At 44.5% G+C, this 24,935-nt stretch carries 22 protein-coding genes and 5 tRNA genes; 19 read left to right on the plus strand and 8 right to left on the minus strand.

Going from position 1 to position 24,935, the window contains the following annotated elements; genetic code table 11:
- The first annotated feature begins 49 nt into the window (after positions 1-49).
- Genes tatA through tatC form a run of 3 tightly spaced genes read left to right on the plus strand, consistent with a single transcriptional unit; the run spans position 50 to position 1,510 of the window.
- Positions 50-286: a Sec-independent protein translocase subunit TatA gene (gene tatA / locus AACV32_RS04925; protein ID WP_010319841.1), complete on the plus strand. Its 237-nt coding sequence runs from the start codon at positions 50-52 to the stop codon at positions 284-286.
- Between the two features lie 3 nt (positions 287-289).
- Complete coding sequence (gene tatB / locus AACV32_RS04930; protein ID WP_017050163.1) at positions 290-697, plus strand: Sec-independent protein translocase protein TatB; 408 nt, start codon at positions 290-292, stop codon at positions 695-697.
- A 60-nt stretch (positions 698-757) separates the two neighbouring features.
- The gene (gene tatC / locus AACV32_RS04935; RefSeq protein ID WP_010319843.1) at positions 758-1,510 is read left to right on the plus strand and encodes a twin-arginine translocase subunit TatC; all 753 of its coding nucleotides are present in this window, start codon (positions 758-760) and stop codon (positions 1,508-1,510) included.
- A 280-nt stretch (positions 1,511-1,790) separates the two neighbouring features.
- Here the strand turns inward: tatC and AACV32_RS04940 are convergent, their stop codons facing one another.
- Positions 1,791-2,552: a TatD family hydrolase gene (locus tag AACV32_RS04940; RefSeq protein ID WP_026028623.1), complete on the minus strand. Its 762-nt coding sequence runs from the start codon at positions 2,550-2,552 to the stop codon at positions 1,791-1,793.
- Positions 2,553-2,740: 188 nt separating this feature from the next.
- On the opposite strand from AACV32_RS04940, the gene hemB reads away from it, so the two are divergent.
- From hemB to AACV32_RS17795, 4 genes are all read left to right on the plus strand, one after another.
- The gene (hemB, locus tag AACV32_RS04945; protein ID WP_026028622.1) at positions 2,741-3,787 is read left to right on the plus strand and encodes a porphobilinogen synthase; all 1,047 of its coding nucleotides are present in this window, start codon (positions 2,741-2,743) and stop codon (positions 3,785-3,787) included.
- Between the two features lie 583 nt (positions 3,788-4,370).
- Complete coding sequence (locus AACV32_RS04950) at positions 4,371-4,538, plus strand: hypothetical protein (protein WP_156117117.1); 168 nt, start codon at positions 4,371-4,373, stop codon at positions 4,536-4,538.
- Entirely contained in the window at positions 4,522-7,314 is a 2,793-nt protein-coding gene (gene polA / locus AACV32_RS04955) for a DNA polymerase I (protein WP_170895703.1), read from the plus strand. Before AACV32_RS04950 ends, polA begins: the two co-directional genes overlap by 17 nt.
- A gap of 194 nt (positions 7,315-7,508) precedes the next feature.
- Positions 7,509-7,556, plus strand: coding sequence for a hypothetical protein (locus tag AACV32_RS17795; protein WP_438356636.1), 48 nt, complete (start codon positions 7,509-7,511; stop codon positions 7,554-7,556).
- 510 nt (positions 7,557-8,066) lie between these two features.
- Here AACV32_RS17795 and yihA read toward each other — a convergent pair.
- Positions 8,067-8,774, minus strand: coding sequence for a ribosome biogenesis GTP-binding protein YihA/YsxC (gene yihA, locus AACV32_RS04960; RefSeq protein ID WP_017048504.1), 708 nt, complete (start codon positions 8,772-8,774; stop codon positions 8,067-8,069).
- A gap of 167 nt (positions 8,775-8,941) precedes the next feature.
- Between yihA and AACV32_RS04965 the strand changes: the two genes are divergently transcribed.
- The 5 genes from AACV32_RS04965 to hemN all read left to right on the plus strand — a co-directional run bounded on the left by AACV32_RS04965 (position 8,942) and on the right by hemN (position 12,992).
- Positions 8,942-9,559, plus strand: a complete 618-nt coding sequence (locus AACV32_RS04965; RefSeq protein ID WP_013855644.1) for a c-type cytochrome — start codon at positions 8,942-8,944, stop codon at positions 9,557-9,559.
- A gap of 216 nt (positions 9,560-9,775) precedes the next feature.
- Positions 9,776-10,414 carry a class I SAM-dependent methyltransferase gene (locus AACV32_RS04970; RefSeq protein ID WP_013855645.1) on the plus strand — a complete coding sequence of 213 codons (639 nt, stop codon included), beginning with the start codon at positions 9,776-9,778 and terminating at the stop codon, positions 10,412-10,414.
- Complete coding sequence (yihI, locus tag AACV32_RS04975) at positions 10,414-10,968, plus strand: Der GTPase-activating protein YihI (RefSeq protein WP_013855646.1); 555 nt, start codon at positions 10,414-10,416, stop codon at positions 10,966-10,968. Before AACV32_RS04970 ends, yihI begins: the two co-directional genes overlap by 1 nt.
- Before the next feature lie 8 nt (positions 10,969-10,976).
- Positions 10,977-11,465, plus strand: a complete 489-nt coding sequence (locus AACV32_RS04980) for a DUF2489 domain-containing protein (RefSeq protein ID WP_170889616.1) — start codon at positions 10,977-10,979, stop codon at positions 11,463-11,465.
- 138 nt (positions 11,466-11,603) lie between these two features.
- Entirely contained in the window at positions 11,604-12,992 is a 1,389-nt protein-coding gene (hemN, locus tag AACV32_RS04985; RefSeq protein WP_013855648.1) for an oxygen-independent coproporphyrinogen III oxidase, read from the plus strand.
- A 65-nt stretch (positions 12,993-13,057) separates the two neighbouring features.
- On the opposite strand, the gene ilvY is transcribed toward hemN, so the two are convergent.
- Positions 13,058-13,948, minus strand: coding sequence for an HTH-type transcriptional activator IlvY (gene ilvY / locus AACV32_RS04990; RefSeq protein ID WP_013855649.1), 891 nt, complete (start codon positions 13,946-13,948; stop codon positions 13,058-13,060).
- A 143-nt stretch (positions 13,949-14,091) separates the two neighbouring features.
- On the opposite strand from ilvY, the gene ilvC reads away from it, so the two are divergent.
- The gene (ilvC, locus tag AACV32_RS04995; RefSeq protein WP_013855650.1) at positions 14,092-15,576 is read left to right on the plus strand and encodes a ketol-acid reductoisomerase; all 1,485 of its coding nucleotides are present in this window, start codon (positions 14,092-14,094) and stop codon (positions 15,574-15,576) included.
- Positions 15,577-15,767: 191 nt separating this feature from the next.
- Here ilvC and ubiK read toward each other — a convergent pair whose 3' ends face one another.
- The 4 genes from ubiK to AACV32_RS05015 all read right to left on the minus strand — a co-directional run bounded on the left by ubiK (position 15,768) and on the right by AACV32_RS05015 (position 21,012).
- Positions 15,768-16,019 carry a ubiquinone biosynthesis accessory factor UbiK gene (ubiK, locus tag AACV32_RS05000; RefSeq protein ID WP_010319855.1) on the minus strand — a complete coding sequence of 84 codons (252 nt, stop codon included), beginning with the start codon at positions 16,017-16,019 and terminating at the stop codon, positions 15,768-15,770.
- Positions 16,020-16,141: 122 nt separating this feature from the next.
- On the minus strand, positions 16,142-19,264 hold the full coding sequence (locus tag AACV32_RS05005) for a multidrug efflux RND transporter permease subunit (protein ID WP_170895704.1): 3,123 nt from the start codon (positions 19,262-19,264) through the stop codon (positions 16,142-16,144).
- An 11-nt stretch (positions 19,265-19,275) separates the two neighbouring features.
- Positions 19,276-20,382, minus strand: a complete 1,107-nt coding sequence (locus AACV32_RS05010; RefSeq protein WP_017042454.1) for an efflux RND transporter periplasmic adaptor subunit — start codon at positions 20,380-20,382, stop codon at positions 19,276-19,278.
- A gap of 18 nt (positions 20,383-20,400) precedes the next feature.
- Complete coding sequence (locus AACV32_RS05015) at positions 20,401-21,012, minus strand: TetR/AcrR family transcriptional regulator (RefSeq protein ID WP_013855653.1); 612 nt, start codon at positions 21,010-21,012, stop codon at positions 20,401-20,403.
- Positions 21,013-21,151: 139 nt separating this feature from the next.
- Here AACV32_RS05015 and rep point away from each other — a divergent pair, with 139 nt between their 5' ends.
- Entirely contained in the window at positions 21,152-23,170 is a 2,019-nt protein-coding gene (gene rep / locus AACV32_RS05020) for a DNA helicase Rep (protein WP_017048508.1), read from the plus strand.
- Positions 23,171-23,239: 69 nt separating this feature from the next.
- Here the strand turns inward: rep and AACV32_RS05025 are convergent, their stop codons facing one another.
- Positions 23,240-23,647, minus strand: coding sequence for a c-type cytochrome (locus AACV32_RS05025; RefSeq protein WP_088718017.1), 408 nt, complete (start codon positions 23,645-23,647; stop codon positions 23,240-23,242).
- Positions 23,648-23,945: 298 nt separating this feature from the next.
- On the opposite strand from AACV32_RS05025, the gene AACV32_RS05030 reads away from it, so the two are divergent.
- From AACV32_RS05030 to AACV32_RS05050, 5 genes are all read left to right on the plus strand, one after another.
- Positions 23,946-24,022, plus strand: a tRNA-Arg gene (locus AACV32_RS05030).
- 43 nt (positions 24,023-24,065) lie between these two features.
- A tRNA-His gene (locus tag AACV32_RS05035) sits at positions 24,066-24,141 on the plus strand.
- 149 nt (positions 24,142-24,290) lie between these two features.
- Positions 24,291-24,367: transfer RNA gene (locus AACV32_RS05040), tRNA-Pro, on the plus strand.
- A gap of 75 nt (positions 24,368-24,442) precedes the next feature.
- Positions 24,443-24,518 (plus strand) — tRNA-His (locus tag AACV32_RS05045).
- 56 nt (positions 24,519-24,574) lie between these two features.
- Positions 24,575-24,651: transfer RNA gene (locus AACV32_RS05050), tRNA-Pro, on the plus strand.
- Positions 24,652-24,935 lie beyond the last annotated feature (284 nt).

The following is a 24,935-nucleotide window of genomic DNA, read 5'->3' on the forward strand; positions in this document are numbered from 1 at the left end:
GGTCTTTTATTTGAAATCAATTTGTTGAGAAATTCCTGAGGTGTAGAGAATGGGTGGTATCAGTATTTGGCAACTTCTAATTATTGCCGTGATTGTTGTATTACTATTTGGAACCAAGAAACTGCGTGGTATCGGTAGCGATCTCGGTGGTGCGGTTAAGGGGTTCAAAAAGGCGATGAGTGATGAAGAGCCTGCCAAGAAAGACGCAGATTTTGAACCTAAAAATATAGAGCAGCAGAAGACAGAAGCGACTGCTGAGACTAAAAAAGATAAAGAGCAGGCCTAACACGTGTTTGATATCGGTTTTTGGGAGCTGGTATTAATATCGGTTGTCGCGTTGGTCGTTCTTGGCCCTGAGCGTTTACCTCATGCTATTCGCAGTGTGGCAAAATTTGTTAGCACAGCAAAGAACATGGCGAACAGTGTCAAAGATGAATTAGCACATGAGCTCAAAATTCAAGAGCTGCAAGAAAACTTGCGTAAAGCAGAGCAAATGGGAATGGAAAATTTATCTCCAGAGCTGAAATCTTCTGTGGATCAGCTCAAGCAGGCTGCGCAAGATGTACAACGCCCTTATGCGAACTCATCGCCCTCTGAAACAAAAACAGAGCACGATGGACAAAGCGTTGAAGTGATTCCCGCTACAACGATTTCGTCGCCTGAAACGGCCGATAAGAAAGCCGACTCATCTCTGTAGGAGGAGTTATTGTTACCACTGTAACTCCTCCTCTTATGCTCTATTTATACGAGGTTCGATATGTCTTCCGTTGAGCAGACACAGCCTTTAATCAGTCACTTGCTAGAACTACGCGATCGTTTATTGCGTTCAATAGCTGCGGTGATCGTGATTTTTATCGGCTTAGTCTATTTCTCTAGCGACATCTACGATTTTGTCTCCAAACCATTGGTTGAGCGTTTGCCTGAAGGGGCGACGATGATTGCGACCGATGTTGCCTCGCCCTTTTTTACACCACTCAAACTTACTTTGATCGCGTCCGCTTTTCTCGCGGTGCCTTTTATCCTTTATCAAATCTGGGCCTTTGTCGCTCCAGGTTTGTATAAGCATGAACGCCGTTTAGTCATGCCATTGATGTTTTCAAGCTCGTTGTTGTTCTATTGCGGTGTGGCGTTTGCGTACTTTGTGGTATTTCCACTGGTGTTTGGCTTTTTTACGGCCATCTCTTTAGGCGGTGTTGAGTTTGCAACGGACATTGCCAGTTATCTTGATTTTGTGCTTGCGCTCTTTTTCGCTTTTGGTATCGCCTTTGAGGTTCCCGTCGCCATCATTTTACTGTGTTGGACAGGGGCGACGACGCCGAAAACCTTGAGTGAGAAAAGGCCTTATATCGTGGTTGGGGCATTTGTGGTGGGTATGTTACTGACGCCGCCTGATATGGTGTCGCAAACCTTGCTCGCCATTCCGATGTGTTTATTGTTTGAGGTTGGACTTTTCTTTGCTCGTTTTTATGTGCGCAAAGATGAGGAAGAGCCGGAAGATGAAAGTCATTAATACATGAAAAAAGCGGCGAATAGCCGCTTTTTTTGTACCTATGATAGTGGACTATTTAATCTTCAAAAGATAACCGCACTGAGAGCATCGATAGACTTCCTTGATGCCCAGCAGTTTTTGCCAGAAGGTTCGATGTTGACGTTGTAAGTGATTACCATGTTCACACATATTAGCCACGTTTATGTATTAAAATTTTGCCGCATACTATAGTGTTTGGGTGATTATTTTTGTGACATATATCACGCTGATGTGTATGTCACTCTATCTATAGTTCTATAAATTATAATTTAAACAGTGAGTTAGCATTAGTGTTTGTAATGTTATTCACTTCAACCAACGAGAGTTCGGTGAGTTCTGCGATGCGTTTGGCAACTAGCGTTGTGTAAGCTGGTTCGTTGCGCTTACCTCTGTGAGGGGCAGGGGCTAAATAGGGACAATCTGTTTCTAGCAGAACAAAGTTCATATCGAGATGCGGTAATACTTTATCCATACCGCCATTTTTAAACGTTGATACACCACCAATCCCAAGATGAAACCCTAGCTCATTAATTGCTTTAGCTTCTTCAAGCGTGCCGCCAAAACAGTGGAATACACCGCTAAGTGAGCCATCTTGCTCTTTTTCCAGCAGTTGTAGAGTTTGAGTGATGGAATCACGGGTGTGGATGACAACAGGCAAATCGCGTTCTTTGGCCCAACTAAGTTGAGTGACGAAAGCCATCTCTTGTTCGGCCTGAAAGGTTTTGTCCCAATACAGATCAATGCCAATTTCACCAATGGCGATAAAGGGGTGTTTATCTAGCCAAGATTCGATAACCGTTAGCGTTTGCTTCACATTTCCATCCACATAGCATGGGTGCAGCCCCATCATCGATCGGCAAAGTTCAGGGTAAGCCGCTTCTGTTTTAAGCATAGGCTCAATGGAGGCAAGATCGATATTGGGCAACAAAATAGCCTCAATGCCTTGCGCCTTAGCGCGTTGCACGACCTCATCTCGATCGTGATCAAATTCAGTGGCATAAATGTGAGCGTGAGTGTCAATCATGGTGTATCTCGATAAACAGAGAATGGGAGAATAGTATACGGAAGTGTGAGCCTGAGGTCATTTTTCTGATTTTTGTCGATTGGCGCTAGCGTCAAAAAGCGAGAGTGATATGATTTCGCCACACTTGAGCGATAGCGGTAGTGAAGAAAGAATGCTTTCTCACACCGCGTATAAACAAGGAGAAGAGAGTGTCAGTATCCATTCAAGGTCAGTTCCCAGGGCGTCGCATGCGTCGCTTACGCAAGCATGATTTTAGCCGCCGTTTGATGGCTGAGAATCAGTTATCGGTTAATGATTTAATTTATCCCATGTTTATTTTGATGGGTAAAGATCGCCGCGAGCCAGTGGAGTCTATGCCTGGTATTGAGCGTCTCTCTATCGACTTAATGCTCGAAGAAGCGCTGTATTTGGCTAATCTCGGCGTGCCAGCCATCGCACTTTTTCCAGTGGTTAATCAAGATGCTAAAAGCTTGTGTGCTGCTGAAGCGCATAATCCTGACGGCTTAGTGCAACGTGCGGTGAAATTATTAAAAGAGCATATACCACAAATGGGTGTCATTACCGACGTCGCGCTGGATCCTTTCACGACCCATGGCCAAGATGGCATCATCGATGAAAGTGGCTATGTGATGAATGATGAGACCACCGAGGTGTTGATCAAACAAGCGCTGTCTCACGCTGCAGCCGGTGCCGATGTGGTTGCCCCTTCCGATATGATGGATGGACGAATTGGTAAGATCCGCGAAGCGCTTGAAGAGGCGGGTTTTATTCATACACAGATCATGGCTTACTCTGCGAAATACGCGTCATGTTATTACGGCCCATTCCGCGATGCGGTTGGTTCCTCTTCGAACCTGAAAGGGGGAGACAAGAAAAACTATCAGATGGATCCGGCCAACAGCGATGAAGCCATTCACGAAGTGGCGATGGATATCAATGAAGGGGCTGACATGGTGATGGTGAAGCCCGGCATGCCATACCTTGATGTGGTGCGCCGCGTGAAATCTGAATTACAAGTTCCTACGTTTGCGTATCAAGTGTCTGGTGAATATGCGATGCATAAAGCAGCCATTTTAAATGGTTGGCTTAAAGAACGTGAAACCGTAATGGAGTCATTATTGTGCTTTAAACGCGCAGGGGCAGACGGCATTTTAACCTATTTTGCTAAAGACGTTGCGCAGTGGCTGGCAGAAGATAACGCCAAAATGGCACAATATTTACATCAAGATAACTAAGTTGTGAATTTAGACAGGGGAGCGAGTTTTTCTATCTATTTGAAAATCAATTAAAAAAAGATTTCATGAAATAGATGAGTAGGTGTTTTTAGCATGATTAGAAAATAAATGAGATTTTTTCTCATTTAGGGGTTGATAATTAAATGAGAATCATTATTATTAACCATGTCTTAGGGAATGGCGAAGTTCACAAGGACGTCGAGTTTACGATTAACGAATTGCTAGGTGTTAAAAGTAACAAGACAAATTGGCGACGAACTTGCGCAAGTTCTTTTTGACACGACATTGCTCACATTGCTTCCAGTGTAATTTATAGCTTTATCGTAAGGCTGAATGAATCACTTCACTTAGTTTTACCTGTTTTTGCTAGGCGACATCCTCGGGTGTCGCTTTTTTTATCGCTCATTTTCAAGAGGATGCTTTTGTTGTGAATAAAAGGCCATCGATAGTCTTTTCCACAATCAATGATCGTAAAAAGATCATGACAGGAATGTTCGATCTTTGTTTTATTCATTTATAAACAATAAGTTAATGACATTGTTTTCCTCGTTAATCACTGTTTAATAACCAGTGGATAAAAACTATGAACAGAGTTATCCACAGAATGTCATTTGCGGTGGTGGACAAATCAGCAAAATGTTTCGTTGCTCAAGGTGCATTGGCGTGGAATCCTCAAGACAGTCATGGCATCCTTAGTCATTACATTTCGTACTCGCTTTGGATTGCAAAAGACTATGGCTCGCATACCTGACAACCCGTTCATTCTGATTGATGGCTCTTCTTACCTTTACCGTGCATTTCATGCCTACCCAGGCACCATGAGTAATGGCGAAATTCCAACTAATGCTGTCTATGGCGTGGTCAATATGCTCCGTAGCATGATGCGCCAGTTTTCCGCTGAGCGTATGGTGGTTATTTTTGACGCGAAAGGAAAAACCTTCCGCGATGATATGTACCCACAATACAAAGCTAACCGTCCACCAATGCCTGATGATCTACGTTGTCAGATTGAGCCGTTGCACAATGTCATCCGTGCGATGGGGCTACCGCTGATATCGATTGAAGGTGTCGAAGCCGATGACGTGATTGGTACGCTAGCCTCTCAAGCATCACAAGCCGGCATGCCAGTGCTGATCAGCACTGGTGATAAAGACATGGCACAGCTAGTGGACGAGAATGTCACCTTGATCAATACCATGACGAATGTGGTACTTGACCGTGAAGGGGTGATTGAAAAATTCGGTATCCCTCCTGAGCTTATCATCGATTATCTGGCCTTGATGGGCGATAAAGTCGATAACATTCCTGGTGTACCGGGTGTCGGTGAGAAAACAGCGATTGCGTTACTACAAGGCATTGGCAGCCTAGAGCAAATTTACGATAACCTCGATAAAATTGCGCAATTGGGTTTTCGCGGCTCTAAAACCATGGCGCAAAAACTGGCGGATAACCGTGAAAACGCTTTTCTCTCTTACCAATTAGCCACCATCAAGCTGGATGTCGCTTTGGAAGAGAAACCAGAAACCTTGCGCAAAACCCAGCCCAATATTGATGAGTTGATTAAACTTTATGGTCAGCTCACGTTTAAATCTTGGTTAACAGAATTGCTGGATGGTGGTAATGGGGTGATTGACGCTGATGAAAAAGTGGGTGCGGTAAACACTTCTTCTTCACAAGCAAGGGAGATGGATACAACCGCCGCCACGATTGATCGCAGCCAATATCAAACCATTTTAGATGAAGAGACGTTTAATGCTTGGTTAGAAAAACTGAAAGCGGCAGAAGTGTTTGCGTTTGATACGGAAACCGACAGCCTCGATTATATGGTAGCGAATTTAGTTGGCCTCTCTTTTGCAATCGAAGAGGGCGTTGCAGCGTATGTTCCTGTTGCGCATGACTATCTTGACGCACCAAAGCAACTGGACCGTGATTGGGTACTCGCCCAACTTAAACCCATTTTAGAAGATGAAAGCCAAGCCAAAGTGGGGCAGAACCTAAAATACGATGCCAGCATTGTTGCGCGTTACGGTATCAATATGAAAGGCATCAAGCACGATACGATGCTCGCATCTTATGTGTACAACAGCGTCGGTGGCAAACATGATATGGACAGTTTGGCGCTACGATTCTTGCAACACAGCTGTATTTCATTTGAACAGGTGGCGGGCAAAGGTAAAAACCAGCTGACCTTCAACCAAATCGAACTTGAGCAAGCGGCACCGTACGCTGCGGAAGATGCTGATGTGACTTTGCGACTTCATCACCGTTTGATGAGTCATATTGAGCAAGATGAGAAGCTCAATCGCATCTACCAACAGATAGAAGTGCCTCTTGTTCCCGTGTTGTCACGTATGGAACGTACAGGCGTGATGATCGATGATATGTTGCTTGGCGCGCAATCGCATGAAATCGCTGCTCGTTTAGAGCAACTAGAACAACAAGCGTTTGATATCGCAGGTCAACCTTTCAACCTAAGCTCACCAAAACAGCTGCAAACCATTTTGTTTGAACAGATGGGGCTACCGGTGATTAAGAAAACACCAACAGGTACACCTTCCACCAATGAAGAAGTACTGCAAGAGTTGGCACTCGACGGTTATCCTCTGCCTAAAGTGATCATTGAACATCGTGGTTTAGCTAAGTTGAAATCAACCTATACCGATAAACTGCCTAAAATGATCAACCCAACCACAGGGCGAGTGCATACCTCGTATCACCAAGCTGTAACCGCCACTGGTCGTTTGTCTTCAACCGATCCAAATTTGCAAAACATTCCGATCCGTAACGAAGAAGGACGCCGGATCCGTCAAGCCTTTATCGCTCCTCATGGCTGGAAAATTCTGGCCATCGATTACTCGCAAATTGAGCTGCGGATTATGGCGCATTTGTCCGGCGATAAAGCGCTGCTTGAAGCCTTCCAGCAAGGGAAAGATATCCATGCAGCGACCGCGGCTGAAATTCTTGGAGTGAGTATTGAGCAAGTCAGCAGTGAGCAGCGTCGCCGTGCGAAAGCGGTTAACTTTGGTTTGATTTACGGGATGAGCGCCTTTGGTTTAGCTAAGCAGCTCGGCATTCCTCGTTATGAAGCCCAAGAATATATGGATAAATACTTTGAGCGTTATCCTGGCGTGATGCAATACATGGAAGATACACGCTCTACGGCTAGTGAACTTGGCTATGTTGAAACTTTATTTGGTCGCCGTTTGCATCTGCCTGAAATTAAATCGCGTAATGGGATGCGCCGCAAAGCCGCTGAACGTGCCGCGATCAATGCTCCAATGCAAGGTACGGCGGCGGATATCATCAAAAAAGCGATGCTATTAGTCGATGCTTGGATTGAGGAGCATGGACAGGGACGCGTTAAACTCTTGATGCAAGTGCACGATGAACTGGTGTTTGAGGTGCAAGAGACGGCTTTAGCCGAAATTGAAATTAAAGTACAACAATTGATGGAATCAGCGGCAACGCTAGCGGTGCCATTGGTCGCGGATACTGGTCATGGAGACAACTGGGATCAGGCGCATTAGTTGTTTTTTGAGCAGAATTAGCTAATTTATATGAGCCGACGCACAAATGTCGTCTTTTTTATGGCCTAGAAACAAGTGTTCTTGATTTTAAACTTTGTGTTGTTTAATAAAATTTTCATGAAAAAAAACTACAAAAATAGTTTTCATTTCTGACCATTTGTTATACATTAACTCTCGTAGGGTACAGAGGTAAGATGTTCTATCTTTCAGACCTTTTGTTTCACGTTATTGGATTAGGCTGATTCAGCCGCCCCAGTCAGTATTTGACTGGGGCGTTTTTTATTGGGCCAAAGAAAATATTCACCACTGTTTTTTACGAGAATTTAGGTGATAAAAACACACTATTCTATTGCTGAGTAGTTACTTTATTTCTTTTATAAACACCCAATTCTGTAACTGGCTAACAGTCACACTTTGATTATTTCTAATGAGAAATCAAGTTCGCCTCAAACGCAAAGAATATGTTTAAATATCATTAGTATTCATTATGTTATGTTGATTTTATTGGGGTGAGCCAGAGGAGTGTTCGGTAAGTGAGTGAATTGATGACTCTTTGACCTATTGAAAAGTTGGAGGGATTAAGGAATGCTTAGCAAAACAATAATAAATTACCTCCTACTTCTCTCCCGTTGCCCCACCAGGATGGTGGGGATTTTTCTTTTTACCATTCGCATTTGGATTTAAAGCCTATAAAAAAGCCCCACGATTAGGTAGGGCTCTGTTGGAGTCACGATTTTTAGTGTTCTACAGAATTAGTGTTGTGCAGAATGGTCTGGATTCTCTTCTATCTCTTCTAAGTGAGTTGAATCACACTCATCCATCTCTTCCACTGTTTCTTGCTCAGCTAAATGTGCGAGTGCGGGTGCAAACCACGTATCCAATTTATTACGCAGCACATCGACGCCTAAGCCTTTCAATGATGAAAAAGCATCGACAGTGACATCGCCGCCAAAAGAGCGTGCCTCTTCACGAATTTTTAACACTTGAGCTTTACGTGCGCCACTTTTTAGCTTGTCCGCTTTAGTCAGTAGTACTAGTACTGGGATGTAGCAATCGACAGCCCAAGAAATCAATTGTTGGTCGAGATCTTTCATCGGATGGCGAATGTCCATTAGCACAACCAGCCCTTTTAAGCTTTTGCGCTTTTGTAGGTATTCACCTAATGATTTTTGCCATTTTTTCTTTAGTTCCAAAGGAACTTGAGCAAAACCATAGCCCGGTAAATCCACAATATGACAACCTTCAGTGACTTTAAATAGGTTGATCAGTTGGGTTCGGCCCGGAGTTTTACTGGTTTTAGCCAAGCTCTTCTGATTCGTTAAGCGATTCAACGAACTCGACTTACCTGCATTGGAGCGTCCTGCAAACGCAATTTCGATCCCTTCATCATCAGGTAGATGACGAATGTCAGGCGCACTGGTAATGAAATGCGTGTTTTGATAATGAATTTTTACGCTCACTGTTAACTCCATCTCGACTTTGTGTAGTCGATTGATTACTTTTTTGTGAAATTGTGTAAAATAACCGTGCTCGGCATAAGGTCGCCTATTGTACCATGAGTCGCCACTGAGAGTGAGTAGCAACTGCAAAGTGGTACTGGAAGCTTGATAATTATAAATGGAATGTCATGAAGAAATTAGCGCTAATCTTGAGTCTTTTAGCCAGCTGCTCAGTGTGGGCCCAAGGCAGCATTGAAGCTGGTAAAGCAAAATCCCAAACGTGTGTTGCCTGTCACAGTGCTGATGGCAATAGTCTACTTACAATTTATCCTAAAATTGCTGGTCAGCATGAGAAATACATAGAGAAGCAATTGCATGATCTCAAGCTGGGAATGACAAGCGGTGGCAAACAAGGTCGTTACGATCCCGTAATGAGTGCCATGGCGATGCCTCTTAGCGACGAAGATATAGCTGATCTTGCAGCGTATTTTGCATCACAAACTATTTCAGCGAACTCAACGCCTGAAGACGTTGCAGTGAAAGGAAAAGCACTTTATAGCGCAGGTGATGCAGAGCGTGGTTTAACCGCTTGTATTGCGTGTCATGGTCCACGTGGTAATGGTACTGAGCTTTCAGGTTTCCCTAAAATTTCTGGTCAGCATGCTGACTACATCAAAGCTCAACTGCAAAAATTCCGCGATGACGCTCGTAATAATGATATGAATGCCATGATGCGTGATGTCGCGAAAAAGCTCAGCGACACTGACATCGAAATACTTTCTAAATACGTTGGCGGCCTTCACTAAACCCTACACCGTTCGAGCACTGTTGTTTGAAAACGCCTTAGCACTGAGCTAGGGCGTTTTCTTTTGTGCTGAAGAAAACGTAATTTTTTGCTCAATGATCGGCTTACCTATCGCTTTTTTTATCTTTTTTTGCCTAGCTGGTGAAAAAATACGCGCTGACTCTCCACTCTAATGCCACTTTCTGGTATGTTGCGCATCCCTGTTTGAGGATGTTACATGCACATTTGCCCATTATGTTTTAGTGAACAAATAGTTCCTTATTTTGCCGATAAAGTTCGCCCTTATCTGCAGTGCCAACACTGTGCACTTGTGTTTGTTAGTCCTGAACATCGTCTTGACGAAAAAGCGGAAAAAGCATTTTATGATTTGCATGAAAATAACCCGCAGGATAGGGGTTATCGCCAGTTTTTGTCACGCGTTTGTGCGCCGATGTTGGAGAGGCTTTCTCCGGCATCTAACGGGTTAGATTTTGGTTGTGGGCCGGGGCCAACCTTATCCATTATGTTGGAAGAGGCTGGGCACACAATGTCGTTATACGATATCTTTTTTCATCCAGATGAAAAGGTGTTGCAGGCGACCTATGATTTTATGACTGCCACTGAAGTGATTGAGCATTTACATAAGCCGCACCAAGTTTGGCAGCAATGGTTAAATTTAGTTAAGCCAGGAGGCTGGATTGGGTTAATGACCAAACTAGTCAAAGACGTGGAGGCGTTTGCTGGGTGGCACTACAAAAATGATCTCACACATGTGATCTTTTTTAGTCGTGAAACCTTCCAGTACTTGGCCAAGCGGGATGAGCTTGAACTTGAATTTATTGGTAATGATGTAATTTTACTGAGGAAACCCCAGTAATGAGCCGTAGTAAAAAATCGAGAAAGCCGGGTTCAGCCGGTGAAGGCGACGTGATTGTCACGCGTAATCGCAGTGAGGCAGATGTTGAAGGCCGTTTGCGTAAGCGAGTTAAAAAACAGAAAGGTCTGAAAGCGGGTAGCCGCCATTCCGATGGTTCAGATCAGCAGCAGCGAGAAGCCGCTAAAGCGCGCGATCCACGTTTAGGCAGCAAGAAAAAAATTCCTCTGGTGGTTGAGCCAGCGAAGAAAATGACCAAGCAAGAGCGTCGTTTGTCGGCTGAGCAAGAGCTCGAAATGCTGGAAAATGATGCGCAATTGAACGTGTTGCTCGATCGTATTGATAATGGCGAAAACCTAGGTGCCGGCTTACAAAAATACGTTGATGAGAAACTCGATCGTATTGAAGCACTGATGAAGCAACTTGGTCTGTATGCTGAAGAGCAAGAAGATGTTTTCGAGCCAATCGTGACTGGCGGTAGTGCCAAAAAGTCACGTTCAGATGATGATTTATTATCAGATTTTGAAGGCTTCGACCTAAATGATTTAAAAGGATAGAAAGTGCCATGAATGTAACCTTGTTAGCCATTGCTGGTGGAATCATTATTCTCGGCTTAGCGTCTTACGCTGGTTACCTTCTGCTGCAACTGAAAAAGCAAAAGGATTTGCAGCTTCAACATCAAACATTGGCCATTGAAAAACGCAATGCAAATATTTTTGATAGCGTAAATACGCTTTGCATGGCTGGGATTCAAGGCCAATGTGATCTCTCCGAGATCAGCATCCGTGTCTACTGCATTATGGATTATGTTCAAGGCGAACAGAGAATCGACTTTGATAGTTCGTATCCCTCTATTTCCGAATTGTATTATATAGTGAAGGATATGCCGCGTGGCGAAGAGCGCAGCCAACTCGCCAAACAAGAGCGAATGAAGCATAACTTAGTGCGCCAAAAGGCGGAGGCCCGTTTAATGGATGCGATTGTTGAAGAGTTAAAAGTTCTACAAAAACGCATTGCCCCTTTGAATAGTCAAATTCCGATTCAAATGATGTAATGGCTCGACTGCCTCTTTCGAGTGAGTGATCGCGTTAGCAGTTTAGAACATTTATACACAAATTTCGTTTTGTCACCCGACGTCCATCATTGTCATGTGGCAAAATAGCCCGTCAAAGTTTCGAACGGAAAGCACAGCATGTCTTCGCAAGTCGTACCCAGCCAACAGATCGTATGGGATCAAGCTGTTTTAGATAAGTATAACTATTCAGGCCCGCGTTATACCTCTTATCCTACAGCACTTGAATTCCATGAAGCATTTACTATTGCCGATTATGATATGGCGTGTGCCCAATACCCTGACAGGCCACTTTCGCTTTATATTCATATCCCGTTTTGTCACAAACTTTGTTACTACTGTGGTTGTAATAAGGTGATTACCCGTCATTCGCATAAAGCCGACGACTATTTGGATGTGCTCGAACATGAGATTCGCCAACGAGCCTCTTTGCTGCATGGCCGTAGAGTCACACAACTGCATTTCGGTGGCGGCACACCAACCTTTTTAACTCAATTGCAAATTAGCCGTTTAATGGCCATTTTGCGTGGTGAGTTCCGCTTTGAAAATGACGCAGAAATCAGTATTGAAGTTGATCCGCGTGAAATTGAGTTAGAGATGCTTGATCACCTGCGCAGCGAAGGATTTAACCGCCTGAGCATCGGCGTACAAGATTTCAACAAAGAAGTGCAAAAGCTGGTGAACCGCGAGCAAGATGAAACCTTTATTTTTGCTATGGCGGAACGAGCTAAACAACTGGGTTTTCGCTCAACCAACCTTGATCTCATATACGGCTTGCCTAAGCAGACTAAAGGCTCTTTTGCTAAAACATTAACGCAAGTGTTGGAGATGAAGCCGGGTCGATTGTCGGTATTTAACTACGCACACATGCCGCAGCTGTTCGCTGCGCAGCGTAAGATTAAAGATGAAGATCTACCTACGGCGGAAGAAAAACTGGCCATATTACAAGACACGATCGCGACCTTAACGGGTGCTGGTTATCAGTTCATTGGCATGGACCATTTTGCTCTGCCCAATGATGAGTTGGCCGTCGCGCAGCGTGAAGGCATTTTACATCGCAACTTTCAAGGTTATACCACGCAAGGTAACTGCGACTTAGTTGGCTTTGGTGTCTCAGCCATTTCAATGATTGGGGATGCGTATGCGCAGAACCAAAAAGAGCTGAAAAAATACTATGAGCAAGTCAATGAGTTACGTCATGCACTCTGGAAAGGGGTGGCACTGGATAGTGATGACTTACTTCGTCGTGAAGTGATCAAGCAGCTTATCTGCAATTTCAAATTGGATAAAAGCCAAATTGAAGCACAGTTTAACGTGACGTTTAATCACTACTTCAAGCAAGATCTTGAGTTACTACAAACTTTTATTGATGATGAGTTAGTGGAAGTCGATGAAAAAGAGATCCGCGTTACTTTGCGCGGGCGGTTGTTGATCCGCAACATCTGCATGTGCTTTGATAAATACTTGCGTGTGCGTGCTCGTCAGCAACAATTTTCGCGGGTAATTTAATGCCCTTACCATGAATCAAAAAGCCACTGCTCGTCAGTGGCTTTTTCTTTGAAAAGAGGGATGAGTTATGGCGTCAGGTATTTATTCGCTGCAACATCCCACAATGCTTTGATTAATGGGTTATCAAGCTGTGAGCGTTTGCAGCACACACCGAGCTGAAATGGTTTTACGGGGGCTAATTTAAGGCGCTGGATCTTATCTCTCACCGGGCTATTGTTGATCACCACATCTGGCGCAATGCCGATACCACAACCGAGCGCGACCATGCTGACAATCGCTTCATGCCCTGAGCTCTGCGCGTAAATATTGGGTTTGATCTTCATTTTTTTAAACCATGCATTGGCTCTATCTCTTGCCGTTCCCGCTTCAGGAACAATAAAAGGGACAACTGACCAATCGGGTGTGTCATTTTGCAGTTGTTCGATAAAGCTACTGATCCCGAGCGGCGCGATCACCGATAAGGGTATTTCACCAATCGTTTCAAATTCAACGCGAGCTGGTAGCTGTTCGGGCATGGCTGAAATGGCAATATCCGCTTCATCATTCAAAATCTTATCAATCGCTTGAGCAGGATCGCCAGTCAAGAGTTTGAACTCAATATACGGATGACGAACTCGAAAATCGGACAGTAACTGAGGCAGGTGACTATAGCTGGCGGTGACTGAGCAAAACAAACGAATTTCCCCTTGTAATACGCTGTTTTGGTTTTTCATTTGTACGTTATATTGCTGCCACTCTGTAATGATTTTGAGTGCAACAGGAACCAGTTTACTGCCTGCTGGCGTTAGCTCAACGCTACGATTATCACGCACAAATAAGCTTTGGCTAGTTTCTTCTTCCAGCTTCTGGATCTGCCGGCTGAGCGCGGATGGGCTGATGTGCATCGCGGCGGCAGTCTTACTGAAGTTTTTACTCTCACACAGATGGATAAACATCTGCAGGTTTTTAATGTTCATAAGTTAATCACATCACGTTGCATAAATTGCAATAACTAATTGTGAATATATCACTTTAAGCAACTTGATGTCTGCTTTAGTATCAGTTTATTCGGTTCTAGAAACCGACCTGATGGAAAGAATCTTTAAAGGAGAGCGCTAACATGGCTAACTATTTCAATACCCTAAATCTACGCCAACAACTTGACCAACTTGGTCGTTGCCGCTTTATGGATCGCTCTGAGTTTGAAAGCGAAGCCGAGTACCTCAAAGGTAAAAAAGTAGTGATTGTCGGTTGTGGTGCACAAGGTTTAAACCAAGGTCTAAATTTACGAGACTCTGGCCTTGATGTCTCTTATGCATTGCGTCAAGCAGCGATCGACGAACAGCGTCAGTCCTATAAAAATGCTAAAGAGAACGGTTTTGAAGTGGGTAGCTATGAAACGCTTATCCCTCAAGCAGACTTGGTCATTAACCTAACGCCAGATAAACAGCACAGCAATGTTGTCGAAACCATCATGCCGCTGATGAAAAAAGGTGCAGCATTGGGGTATTCTCACGGCTTCAACGTGGTTGAAGAAGGGATGCAGATCCGTAAAGACATCACGGTTGTGATGGTGGCGCCTAAGTGTCCGGGAACCGAAGTGCGTGAAGAGTATAAGCGTGGTTTCGGCGTGCCGACTTTGCTTGCTGTTCACCCAGAAAATGACCCTCAAGGTGAAGGTTGGGATATCGCAAAAGCTTGGGCGGCGGGAACGGGCGGTCATCGTGCTGGCTGTTTGGAATCCTCTTTCGTTGCCGAAGTAAAATCGGACCTTATGGGCGAGCAAACCATCTTGTGTGGCATGCTACAAGCGGGTTCGATTGTGTGCTATGAGAAGATGGTAGCAGAAGGTATTGACCCAGGTTACGCAGGTAAACTACTGCAATACGGTTGGGAAACGGTAACCGAAGCGCTGAAATTTGGTGGCATCACTCACATGATGGATCGCCTATCAAACCCAGCAAAAATCAAAGCGTTTGAGCTGTCTGAAGAGCTTAAAGACTTGATGCGCCCACTGTACAACAAACATATGGATGACATTATTTCTGGTCATTTCTCTAGCACTATGATGGCTGACTGGGCCAACGATGATGCTGATTTGCTGGGCTGGCGTGCTGAAACCGGTGAAACTGCGTTTGAAAACTACCCACAGTCTGATGTACAGATCACTGAGCAAGAGTACTTCGACAAAGGTATTTTGATGATTGCCATGGTTCGCGCTGGGGTTGAGCTGGCATTTGAAGCTATGACGGCTTCCGGTATTGTTGAAGAGTCAGCTTACTATGAATCTCTGCATGAGCTGCCACTGATTGCCAACACAGTAGCACGTAAGCGTTTGTATGAAATGAACGTGGTTATTTCTGATACAGCAGAGTATGGTAATTACCTGTTTGCCAATGTCGCAACACCGTTACTGCGCGAAAAGTTCATGCCAAAAGTATCTACTGATGTGATTGGTAAAGGCCTTGGTGAAAGCTCGAATTTCGTTGATAACGCGACCTTGATTGAAGTGAACGAAATTCTTCGTAACCATCCGGTTGAGTACATCGGTGAAGAGTTGCGCGGTTACATGACAGATATGAAACGCATTGCTGTCGGTGGCTAAAGGCTAATTCACCTTCCGGCGGTTAAGAAGGGGCCGAGAGTTCGCACCTTTTCAATGACGAGAATGATGACGTAAAGCTCCAGACTGACTGGAGAATAAATACAAAAGCAAACACAATATAAAACAAAAGGCTTGGTCGCCGTTGACCAAGCCTTTTTTATTGGGGAAATTTTTATCTCAACCGGGCAATATTATTTGGCGGTGATTTTCGCTTCTAGCTCGGCCAATTTTTGCTCCATTTCAGTGAGCTTTTGGCGAGTACGCATCAATACTTGAGTCTGTACATCAAATTCTTCACGGCTTACCACGTCCAATTTATTTAATTGGCCTTGGATCACTTGGCGGATTTTTTGATCAACGTCGGCACCCAAATCTTTTACGGGTTGAGGCATTGAATCGTGAATTTGTTTGGCAATTTGCTCAAGTTTTTTAGGGTCAAACATAGCGGCTTACACTCCTGTCAGTTTGTCTCCATTCTAAGCAATTGAGCTGAGAATGTCGTTATTCAAGGTAAGAAAAAGGCCACTGAGGTGGCCTTTTTTGAAGCAGTCTTAATTATATTGTGTTATTTATTTTCAGCGAGTCGGCGTTGTGCTGCTTTGGCCTCGTCAACTCTGGCTAGCTTTTCGAGGTCTTTATCCTCAACAAACACAGGCAGTGGCTTATGTTTTTCGGCTAGATAGCTGTAAATTACAGGCAGTACGAATAGCGTAAATAGTGTACCAATCGCAAGACCTGCCACAATCACAATACCAATACTAAAGCGCTGAGCTGCACCTGCACCCGTTGCGTACATCAACGGGATCAAACCTGCAATCATCGCTGCTGTCGTCATTAGAATTGGGCGAAGACGCACTTTGGCTGCCTCCATCACCGCTTCGATGCGAGACTTGTTATGGTGTAGCTGCTCTTCTTTCGCCACTTCACAAATAAGAATACCGTGCTTGGTGATAAGACCAACCAGTGTAATCAACCCTACTTGCGAGTAGATGTTCATGGTTGCTGCGCCCCAAGCCAGGGCAATTAATGCTCCGCAAATGGCGAGAGGAACAGATACCATGATAACCAATGGATCTTTTAACGACTCAAATTGAATCGCCAGTACCAAGAAGATGATGGCGAGTGCCAAACCAAAGGTCGCGTAGAGTGCGCTTCCCTCAGTCACGTATTGACGTGCTTCACCCATATAATCGTGGTTGTAGCCTGCGGGCAGTTTAGTCGCGGCAACATCCTCAAACCACGTAATCGCATCACCCATTGCAACTCCTGGGCCCGGTACACTTCCGACGGTTGCCGAGTTTAGCTGGTTAAAGTGCGGCAGTGAGCGCGGCTCTGCAATCACATCAATGGTAATTAGGCTCCCTAATGGGATCATTTTTCCGTCAACGGCACGCACAAAGTAGTGATTCATCGATTCAGGGTTGAGGCGATATTTACGTTCAACCTGCGGGATCACTTCATAAGAGCGGCCATTGAGATCGATGCGGTTGACATAGCCATCCGCCATCATGGTCCCTAATGTCGTGCCAATATCCTTCATCGTGATGCCATAAACCCCAGCTTTATCTTTGTCGATATTGATTTTCATCGTCGCAGAATCGTAATTGAGGTCTAAATCGGAGTACACAAACATCGGGCTTGCTTTTACTTCTGTTAGCACTTCAGTGGCAATAGCAAACAAACTTTCAAAGCTATTGGGTGTAGTGATGACAAATTGAATTGGCAATCCAGAGCCTGCGCCGGGAAGCTCAGGCATTTGGAAGGCCGTCACGGCCATGCCTGGAATATCTTGCACTAAGGTGCCGACTCGAGTGGCAACCTCAGCTTGGCTTGCCTGGCGTTCACTCCAAGGTACCATAGAGGCAATACCAAACGCTTGGTTGGAGCTTGGAACACCGGTAAAGACTTGAGCAAACTGGACTTCTGGCTGTTCAGACAGAATCGTATTCACGTCATTCATGGTGTTTTGTAAATAGTCCAAGTTCGCATTCGAAGAACCCGTACCAATTAACATGACCACGCCTTTATCTTCAGAAGGGGCAAGCTCACTTGGAATGAATTTGAACAGCATAGGCAGGCTGGCAAACACGATCACCGCAAAGGCAATCACGACAGGACGGCGCTGCATTACTTTCTCGAGTAATGCAGCGTAGCGGTTACTCATTGAATCAAGCAATCCATGCACTTTTTGTTCAAACTTGTTGGGCTCTTCGTGCGCTTTAAGCATTTTAGAACACATCATGGGTGAAAGTGTCAGTGCAACAATACCTGAAACAAATACAGCTCCAGCCAGTGTGAGTGCAAACTCTTTAAAGAGTGAGCCTGTTATGCCACCCATCATCGCTATCGGTGCATAAACGGCGCCCAGTGTCAGCGTCATCGCAATTACCGGAACGGCGATTTCACGAGTACCAATAATCGCGGCACGAAATGGTGATTCACCCAGCTTAATGTGGCGGTCAACGTTTTCTAGTACAACGATTGCATCATCCACCACAAGGCCGATAGCCAATACCATCGCTAGCAGTGTCATCAAGTTCCATGAGAAGCCCATTCCCTGCATTACCATAGCAACACCAACTAAGGATAGTGGAATGGTAACAATCGGGATGATAACGGCCCGTAAAGAGCCTAGGAATAGAGTAATGACGACAAGTACGATCAAGGCGGCTTCAGCGATGGTTTTTATGACCTCGTGGATCGATTCATTGATCGCCACCGTGGAGTCATACATCACGTTCATTTCGATGTTACTTGGTAGATTACGCTTTAACTGCGGTAACAGATCCAGCACATCTTGAGCAATGTTGATTGGGTTTGCGCTAGGTGCTGCGTTGATGGCTGCTACAACCGCTTCTCGGCCGTTTGCACTTGCGCGGTAAACATCATGGCTTTTTTCTAGCGTGACGTTTGCAATATCACCTAGGCGAATAACATTGCCGTCGCCCGTTTTAACCACCAGGTTTTTCAGCTCATCGACATTTGACACTTGCGTATCGGCACTACCGTTATACAGCACGAATTCGCCAGTGGCTTGTCCTGTTGCTGATTGATAGTTGTTGGCATTCAGCACGTTCATCACATCGCCCGCAGTGAGCTGTAGTCCTGCCATTTTTGCTGGATCAAGCCAAATGCGAAGGGCGTATTTCATGCCACCATACAAGTCAATCTTAGAGACGCCGTTGACAGTGAATATTTGAGGGTTAAATACACGCTCAAGATAGTCAGTAATTTGGCTTGAACTAAGTTCATCACTAGTGAAACCAATATACAGCACCGCGGTGGTTGAGCCGGTAGACATAGTTACCGTCGGATCTTCGGCCTCTTTAGGAAGCTGTGAGCGTACCGAGTTCGTTTTTGCTAACACATCTGAAAGTGCAGCGTTGGGATCGGTATTGAGCTTCATCGTTACGGTAATCGTTGATTTACCCAATACCGAAGAAGAAGTCATATAATCAATGTTGTCGGCTTGTGCGACAGCTTGTTCCAAAGGTTGAGTGATAAAACCTTGGATTAAGTCGGCACTTGCACCGTAATAGCCTGTACTCACTGTAACAACGGTATTCGTCATTTCAGGGTATTCACGAACCTGCATTTTGAAAATAGCTTGAAAACCAAGCAGAGCTATCAAAAAGCTGATCGATACCGCGAGCACTGGACGTTTTATAAAAACATCAGTAAAACGCATGATTCCTCCAATTACAGCATCGGTGTTTCAGCAGGTGGTGTAGTCGCATTACTTTCGACTACCCGAACTTTCGAATGGTTACTTAAGCGCACTTGACCTGAAGTGACCACGATGTCTCCATCTTGTACACCCTCTAAAATATGCGCCACAGCACCTTTGCGTTCACCTACTTTTACAACGCGCTGCTCTACTCGTTTAACGCCATCTTCTTCTTTCAACACGTAAACATTATCACCATACAGGGTGAAGGTAATGGCGGTTTGAGGAAGCGTGACTTGGTTTTCTAATTTCGGCAGGATGATGTTGGCACGAGCAAACATACCGCTGCGTAGTTTACCGTCACTATTTGGAATATCGGCTTGCACTTGGATTAAACCACTTTGAACGCTAACGGCAGGCTCAATCGCAGTAATGGATCCTGTAAACGCTGCATTAGGATAAGCATCGATAAAAATATCCACTTGCTGGCCTAATGAAATACGTGAAATATCCGTTTGTGGAACGGTAAAGCGCAGACGCATTACACTGGTATCTTCCAAGCGAACAATATCGGTACCTGGCTGTAGGTATTGGCCTAAATACACATTACGGATACCCACCACACCAGCAAAGGGAGCTTTGATTTCACGACGATCAATAGAAGCTTTTAAACTTTCAATATCTGCAGACAAAGAGTAGTAGTTTGCTTCGGCTTCATCATAAGCTTCTTTTGAAATCGACCCTTTAGCAAATAGACCTTTATAGCGTTCGTATTTCGCTTTTGCCGCTGGTAGGCGAGCTTGTGAGCTTTTTAAATTCGCTTTCTCAACCGCGGAATCAAGTAAAACTAAAGGTTGGTCTTCCTCAACTTGTGTTCCTGATTCAAATGAAATCTTATCGATCACGCCGCTGGTTTCAGATGTCAGTGTCACGCCTTGATTGGGTTCAATAAAACCAATCGCTTCAATCACTGGGATCCAATCAACAGGAGTTACATCAGTCACTGTCACTGGAAATTCAGGTTCAGGACGGTTGGCCATGAATTCGGCAATTTTTTGTTGTTTAAACAGATTAAAACCTATCACGCTACCAAACAGTAGGAAGGCGATAAGTAACATAAAGAATGTCCACTTTTTCATTCTAGTCAGAACTCCAAGTTAGTGTTGAGTAATTGCATCCCAACTGGCGTCAATCACAGCACTGAGTGCGCTGTCATCCAGTTGATAACATTCCATCGCTTTTTTACGGGCAAGGGCGACCGTTGTTTCGAAGCTTAAAGCAGACAAAATCTGGTTATCCAACGGCTTGAATAATCCCTGCTCTTTACCTTGATCAAATAGTAAATCCACTTTGGCAAACATTTTTCGCTCAAGTTCCTTAACATTGCAACTGATTGTTGTTGGCAATGATTCATATTGAACTCGGTTGCTGAGTGTTGCACTGCTTGATTGTGCTAATTCCCAGATATTAAGCCACATCATTTTAAAGCGTTCTTTCAAAGGCATCTCATCATCAATATTGGCTTGCACCGCGTCAGCAATGTGCTGACAAACGTGTAAGCGAACTGTCACGAGAAGATGATCTTTGTCATCAAAGTAACGGTAAATTGTTCCCGTTGCGACACCGGCTTCTTTGGCTAATTTGTGCATCGATAAGCCTTGAAATCCAGATTCAGCGATCAGCTTTTCAGCGGCCACCAATATCTGCTGGTACTTATCCACGTGAATACAGTTAGACATGCTGACATCCCACAGTGAATGAACGTTCATTCATTATAGACCAAACTATAGCCCCTTATGCAATACACTAGTGTAGTAAAATGACAAAAATCTTATGGTGAATGACGTAGTAATCAGTAAAGCGCGGCATTATCATAGACGGCCCAAATAAAAGTGATACGAGTACCTCATGAAGCTGAATCCAAGACAAGACGAAGCCGTCAAATATGTATCGGGCCCATGTCTAGTATTGGCGGGGGCTGGCTCGGGTAAAACGCGCGTAATTACCAACAAGATCGCTTACTTGGTTCAACAGTGTGATTATAAAGCGCGCAACATTGCTGCCGTTACATTTACTAACAAAGCCGCTCGAGAAATGAAGGCGCGGGTAGCACAAACGCTTGGAAAAGCTGAGTCAAAAGGGCTGCTCGTTTCCACATTTCATACTTTAGGCCTCAATATTATCCGTCGGGAATATAAATTTTTGGGCTTGAAAGCGGGGTTCTCTCTGTTTGACGACCAAGATCAGCTTGCGCTGCTCAAAGAGTTGACAGAGAAACAGCTCGAGGGCGATAAAGATCTGCTGCGCCAATTGCTCAGCACCATCTCCAACTGGAAGAACGACATGTTGACGCCAGAGCAAGCGAAAGGTTTTGCTCAAGGTGAACAACAACAGCTGTTCGCTTACTGCTTCGATCTTTATCAAAAGCAAATGAAAGCGTATAACGCGCTCGATTTTGATGATCTTATTTTAATGCCGGTGCTGTTATTGCAAAACAACGCCGAAGTTCGTCAGCGTTGGCAAAACCGCATTCGCTACTTGCTGGTGGATGAATATCAAGATACCAATACCAGTCAATACGAGTTAGTGAAATTGTTGGTTGGAGAACGTGGCCGTTTAACTGTGGTGGGTGATGATGATCAATCCATCTATTCTTGGCGAGGGGCGAAACCGCAAAACCTCGTGTTGCTGGGGCAAGATTACCCAAATCTTAAACTGATTAAGCTTGAGCAGAACTACCGTTCAACCAGCCGTATTTTGAGAGCGGCCAATATTCTGATTGCCAACAACCCACACGTGTATGAGAAAACGCTTTTTTCTGAGATCCCTGAGGGTGAAAAACTCAAAGTTTTGCTGGCGAAAAATGAAGATCATGAAGCGGAGCGGGTCACTGGTGAACTGATTGCGCATAAATTTCTCAATCGCACCGAATATCGTGATTACGCGATATTGTACCGCGGTAATCATCAGTCACGCTTAATTGAAAAATCGCTGCTGCAAAACCGCGTGCCTTATAAGTTATCCGGTGGAACGTCATTTTTTGCCAGAGCCGAAATTAAAGACATCATGGCTTACCTCAAAGTGTTGGTGAACCCTGACGATGACAATGCTTTTTTACGCATTGTGAACACGCCAAAACGAGAAATTGGCCCAGTCACGTTAGAGAAATTGGGTAGTTACGCCAATATGCGTGGCAAAAGCTTGTTTTCGGCCAGTTTTGAACTTGGCTTAGAGCATCATTTGTCTGGAAGAGGGCTCGACAACTTGCGTCAGTTTACGCAATGGTTAGTGGCTATCTCAGATCAAGCTGAACGAGGCAATACCGTTGAAGCGGTGCGATCATTAGTCCGAGATATTCATTATGAAGATTGGCTGTATGAAACCTCTTCCAGCCCCAAAGCGGCCGAAATGCGTATGAAAAACGTCTCTGATCTCTATTCTTGGATTGTTGCCGACCTTGAAGGTGACAACTATGACCAACAAGAAAAATCGCTCAAAGAAGTTGTACAGCGCTTAACCCTACGCGACATGATGGAGCGAAGTGAAGAAGAGGATGAGAGTGATGCCGTTCAGTTGATGACATTGCATGCATCGAAAGGCCTTGAATTTCCTTACGTTTATTTAATTGGCACTGAAGAGGGTATTCTTCCTCATCAAACCAGTATCGATGAGGACAACGTCGAAGAAGAACGTCGTTTGATGTATGTCGGGATAACTCGCGCGCAGCGAGAACTGACTTTCACTATGTGTAAAGAACGTCGTCAATACGGGGAACTGCTTAAACCCACACAAAGTCGCTTTTTGGATGAATTACCCTTTGACGATGTTGAGTGGGAACAGAGCAAAAAGCCAGTAAGTCAAGAAGAGCGAATGGCGAAAGGACAAAGTCATATTGCTAATTTGCGCGCTGCCATGTTTAAGAAATAGTGCTTAAAAAATAATAAAAACAAAGGTTTGGAATTAAAGCCAAACCTTTGTTTTATAGGAATTAATGTATTAAAGACCTGCAATCATATGCTCAATGGCGGCAACGATTTCGTCGTCAGAGCAATCCATACAGGTTCCTTTAGCTGGCATGGCATTAAAGCCTTGCAGTGCATGATTTTTCAATACATCTTTACCTTGGGCGATACGTGGAGCCCACTCTTCGGCATTGCCAATTTTAGGTGCGCCACTGATGCCTGTAGAGTGGCAAGCGATACAGAATGTACCATAAACTTGCGCGCCATCACGAGGGCCTGTCGGCTCTGCCGCAACGGGTTCACTACCCGCTAAGTAAACATCACCTACAGGTTTAATGCGATCAGCAATGGCATCGTATTCAGCTTGGCTGGTTGCCAATGCAACACTAGAAAAGGTTAAAGCAGCGAATAACACGCTTATGATTCGTCGAGACATATCCATTAAACTCACTTTATATTCCAAAGGTAAGTTCATGCTTACCTATTTATACTTAGATTTAGAGTGTGGCTGATTTAAAAGCCATTCAAGCTGTTAAATCAATGTAAATATTGGGTGATTATATCCCGATAAGTTGTTGCAATAAACAACAAGTTGCGATCTTCAAGGGGTGAGTCACATCCTTATTATAGAGGTAATAATGGTTATCTGATGAAAAAGGCGTCAAACGATAAAAAAAGTTGAAAAAGTACTAGACGCCCTAGTGTGAACTCCGTATTATTCCACTCCGCCGATAGGGCATGCGCCCGTAGCTCAGCTGGATAGAGCGTTGGCCTCCGGAGCCAAAGGTCGAAGGTTCGAATCCTTTCGGGCGCGCCATCCGGATGCTTATGTAAATAAGTAGCAAATTGGCAAAACAGTGGTGGCTATAGCTCAGTTGGTAGAGCCCCGGATTGTGATTCCGGTTGTCGCGAGTTCAAGTCTCGTTAGCCACCCCATTATTTGGTAACTTCGGTTTCCTTTCTTGGTGAAAGTCGAGAAAAAAAGATTTACATCGATGAATAGACTAGTTTGATAGTGCATCATGATGTTAGGAATAGCGGAGCAGAGAGTTCTCTCTCGTTTATTCCAAAAAATGAATTTGTATCGGTGAATAGCGCAGCTTGGTAGCGCATCTGGTTTGGGACCAGAGGGTCGGGGGTTCGAATCCCTCTTCACCGACCACTTTTCTTTTCTTCTCATTGGTTAAAAATGAAAAGAAAAATAACGGCAAGCAAGCGGTTATTGCAAAGTTTGATGGTGGCTATAGCTCAGTTGGTAGAGCCCCGGATTGTGATTCCGGTTGTCGCGAGTTCAAGTCTCGTTAGCCACCCCATTATTCGGTAACTTCGGTTTCCGTTCTTGGTGAAAATCGAGAATAAAGAGATATATCGGTGAATAGCGCAGCTTGGTAGCGCATCTGGTTTGGGACCAGAGGGTCGGGGGTTCGAATCCCTCTTCACCGACCACCTTAATAAGCCTCAGTCGAAAGACTGGGGCTTTTTAATATCTGATGTTTGGAGCCTTAATCAAGGTAATGAGAGCCAAAGTGGGGTTCGTCTGATCTTCAAAACCGGGCTCTTCATCGACCATCTTAAAAAGCCTTGGTCGAAAGACTGGGGCTTTTTAATATCTGATGTTTGGAGCCTTAATCAAGGTAATGAGAGCCAAAGTGGGGTTTGTCTGATTTTCAAAACCGGGCTCTTCACCGACCACCTTAAAAAGCCTCAGTCGAAAGACCATTCTCTCTATT

Source organism: Vibrio sp. B7 (genome assembly GCF_963888765.1).
GTDB classification, from domain to species: domain Bacteria; phylum Pseudomonadota; class Gammaproteobacteria; order Enterobacterales; family Vibrionaceae; genus Vibrio; species Vibrio anguillarum.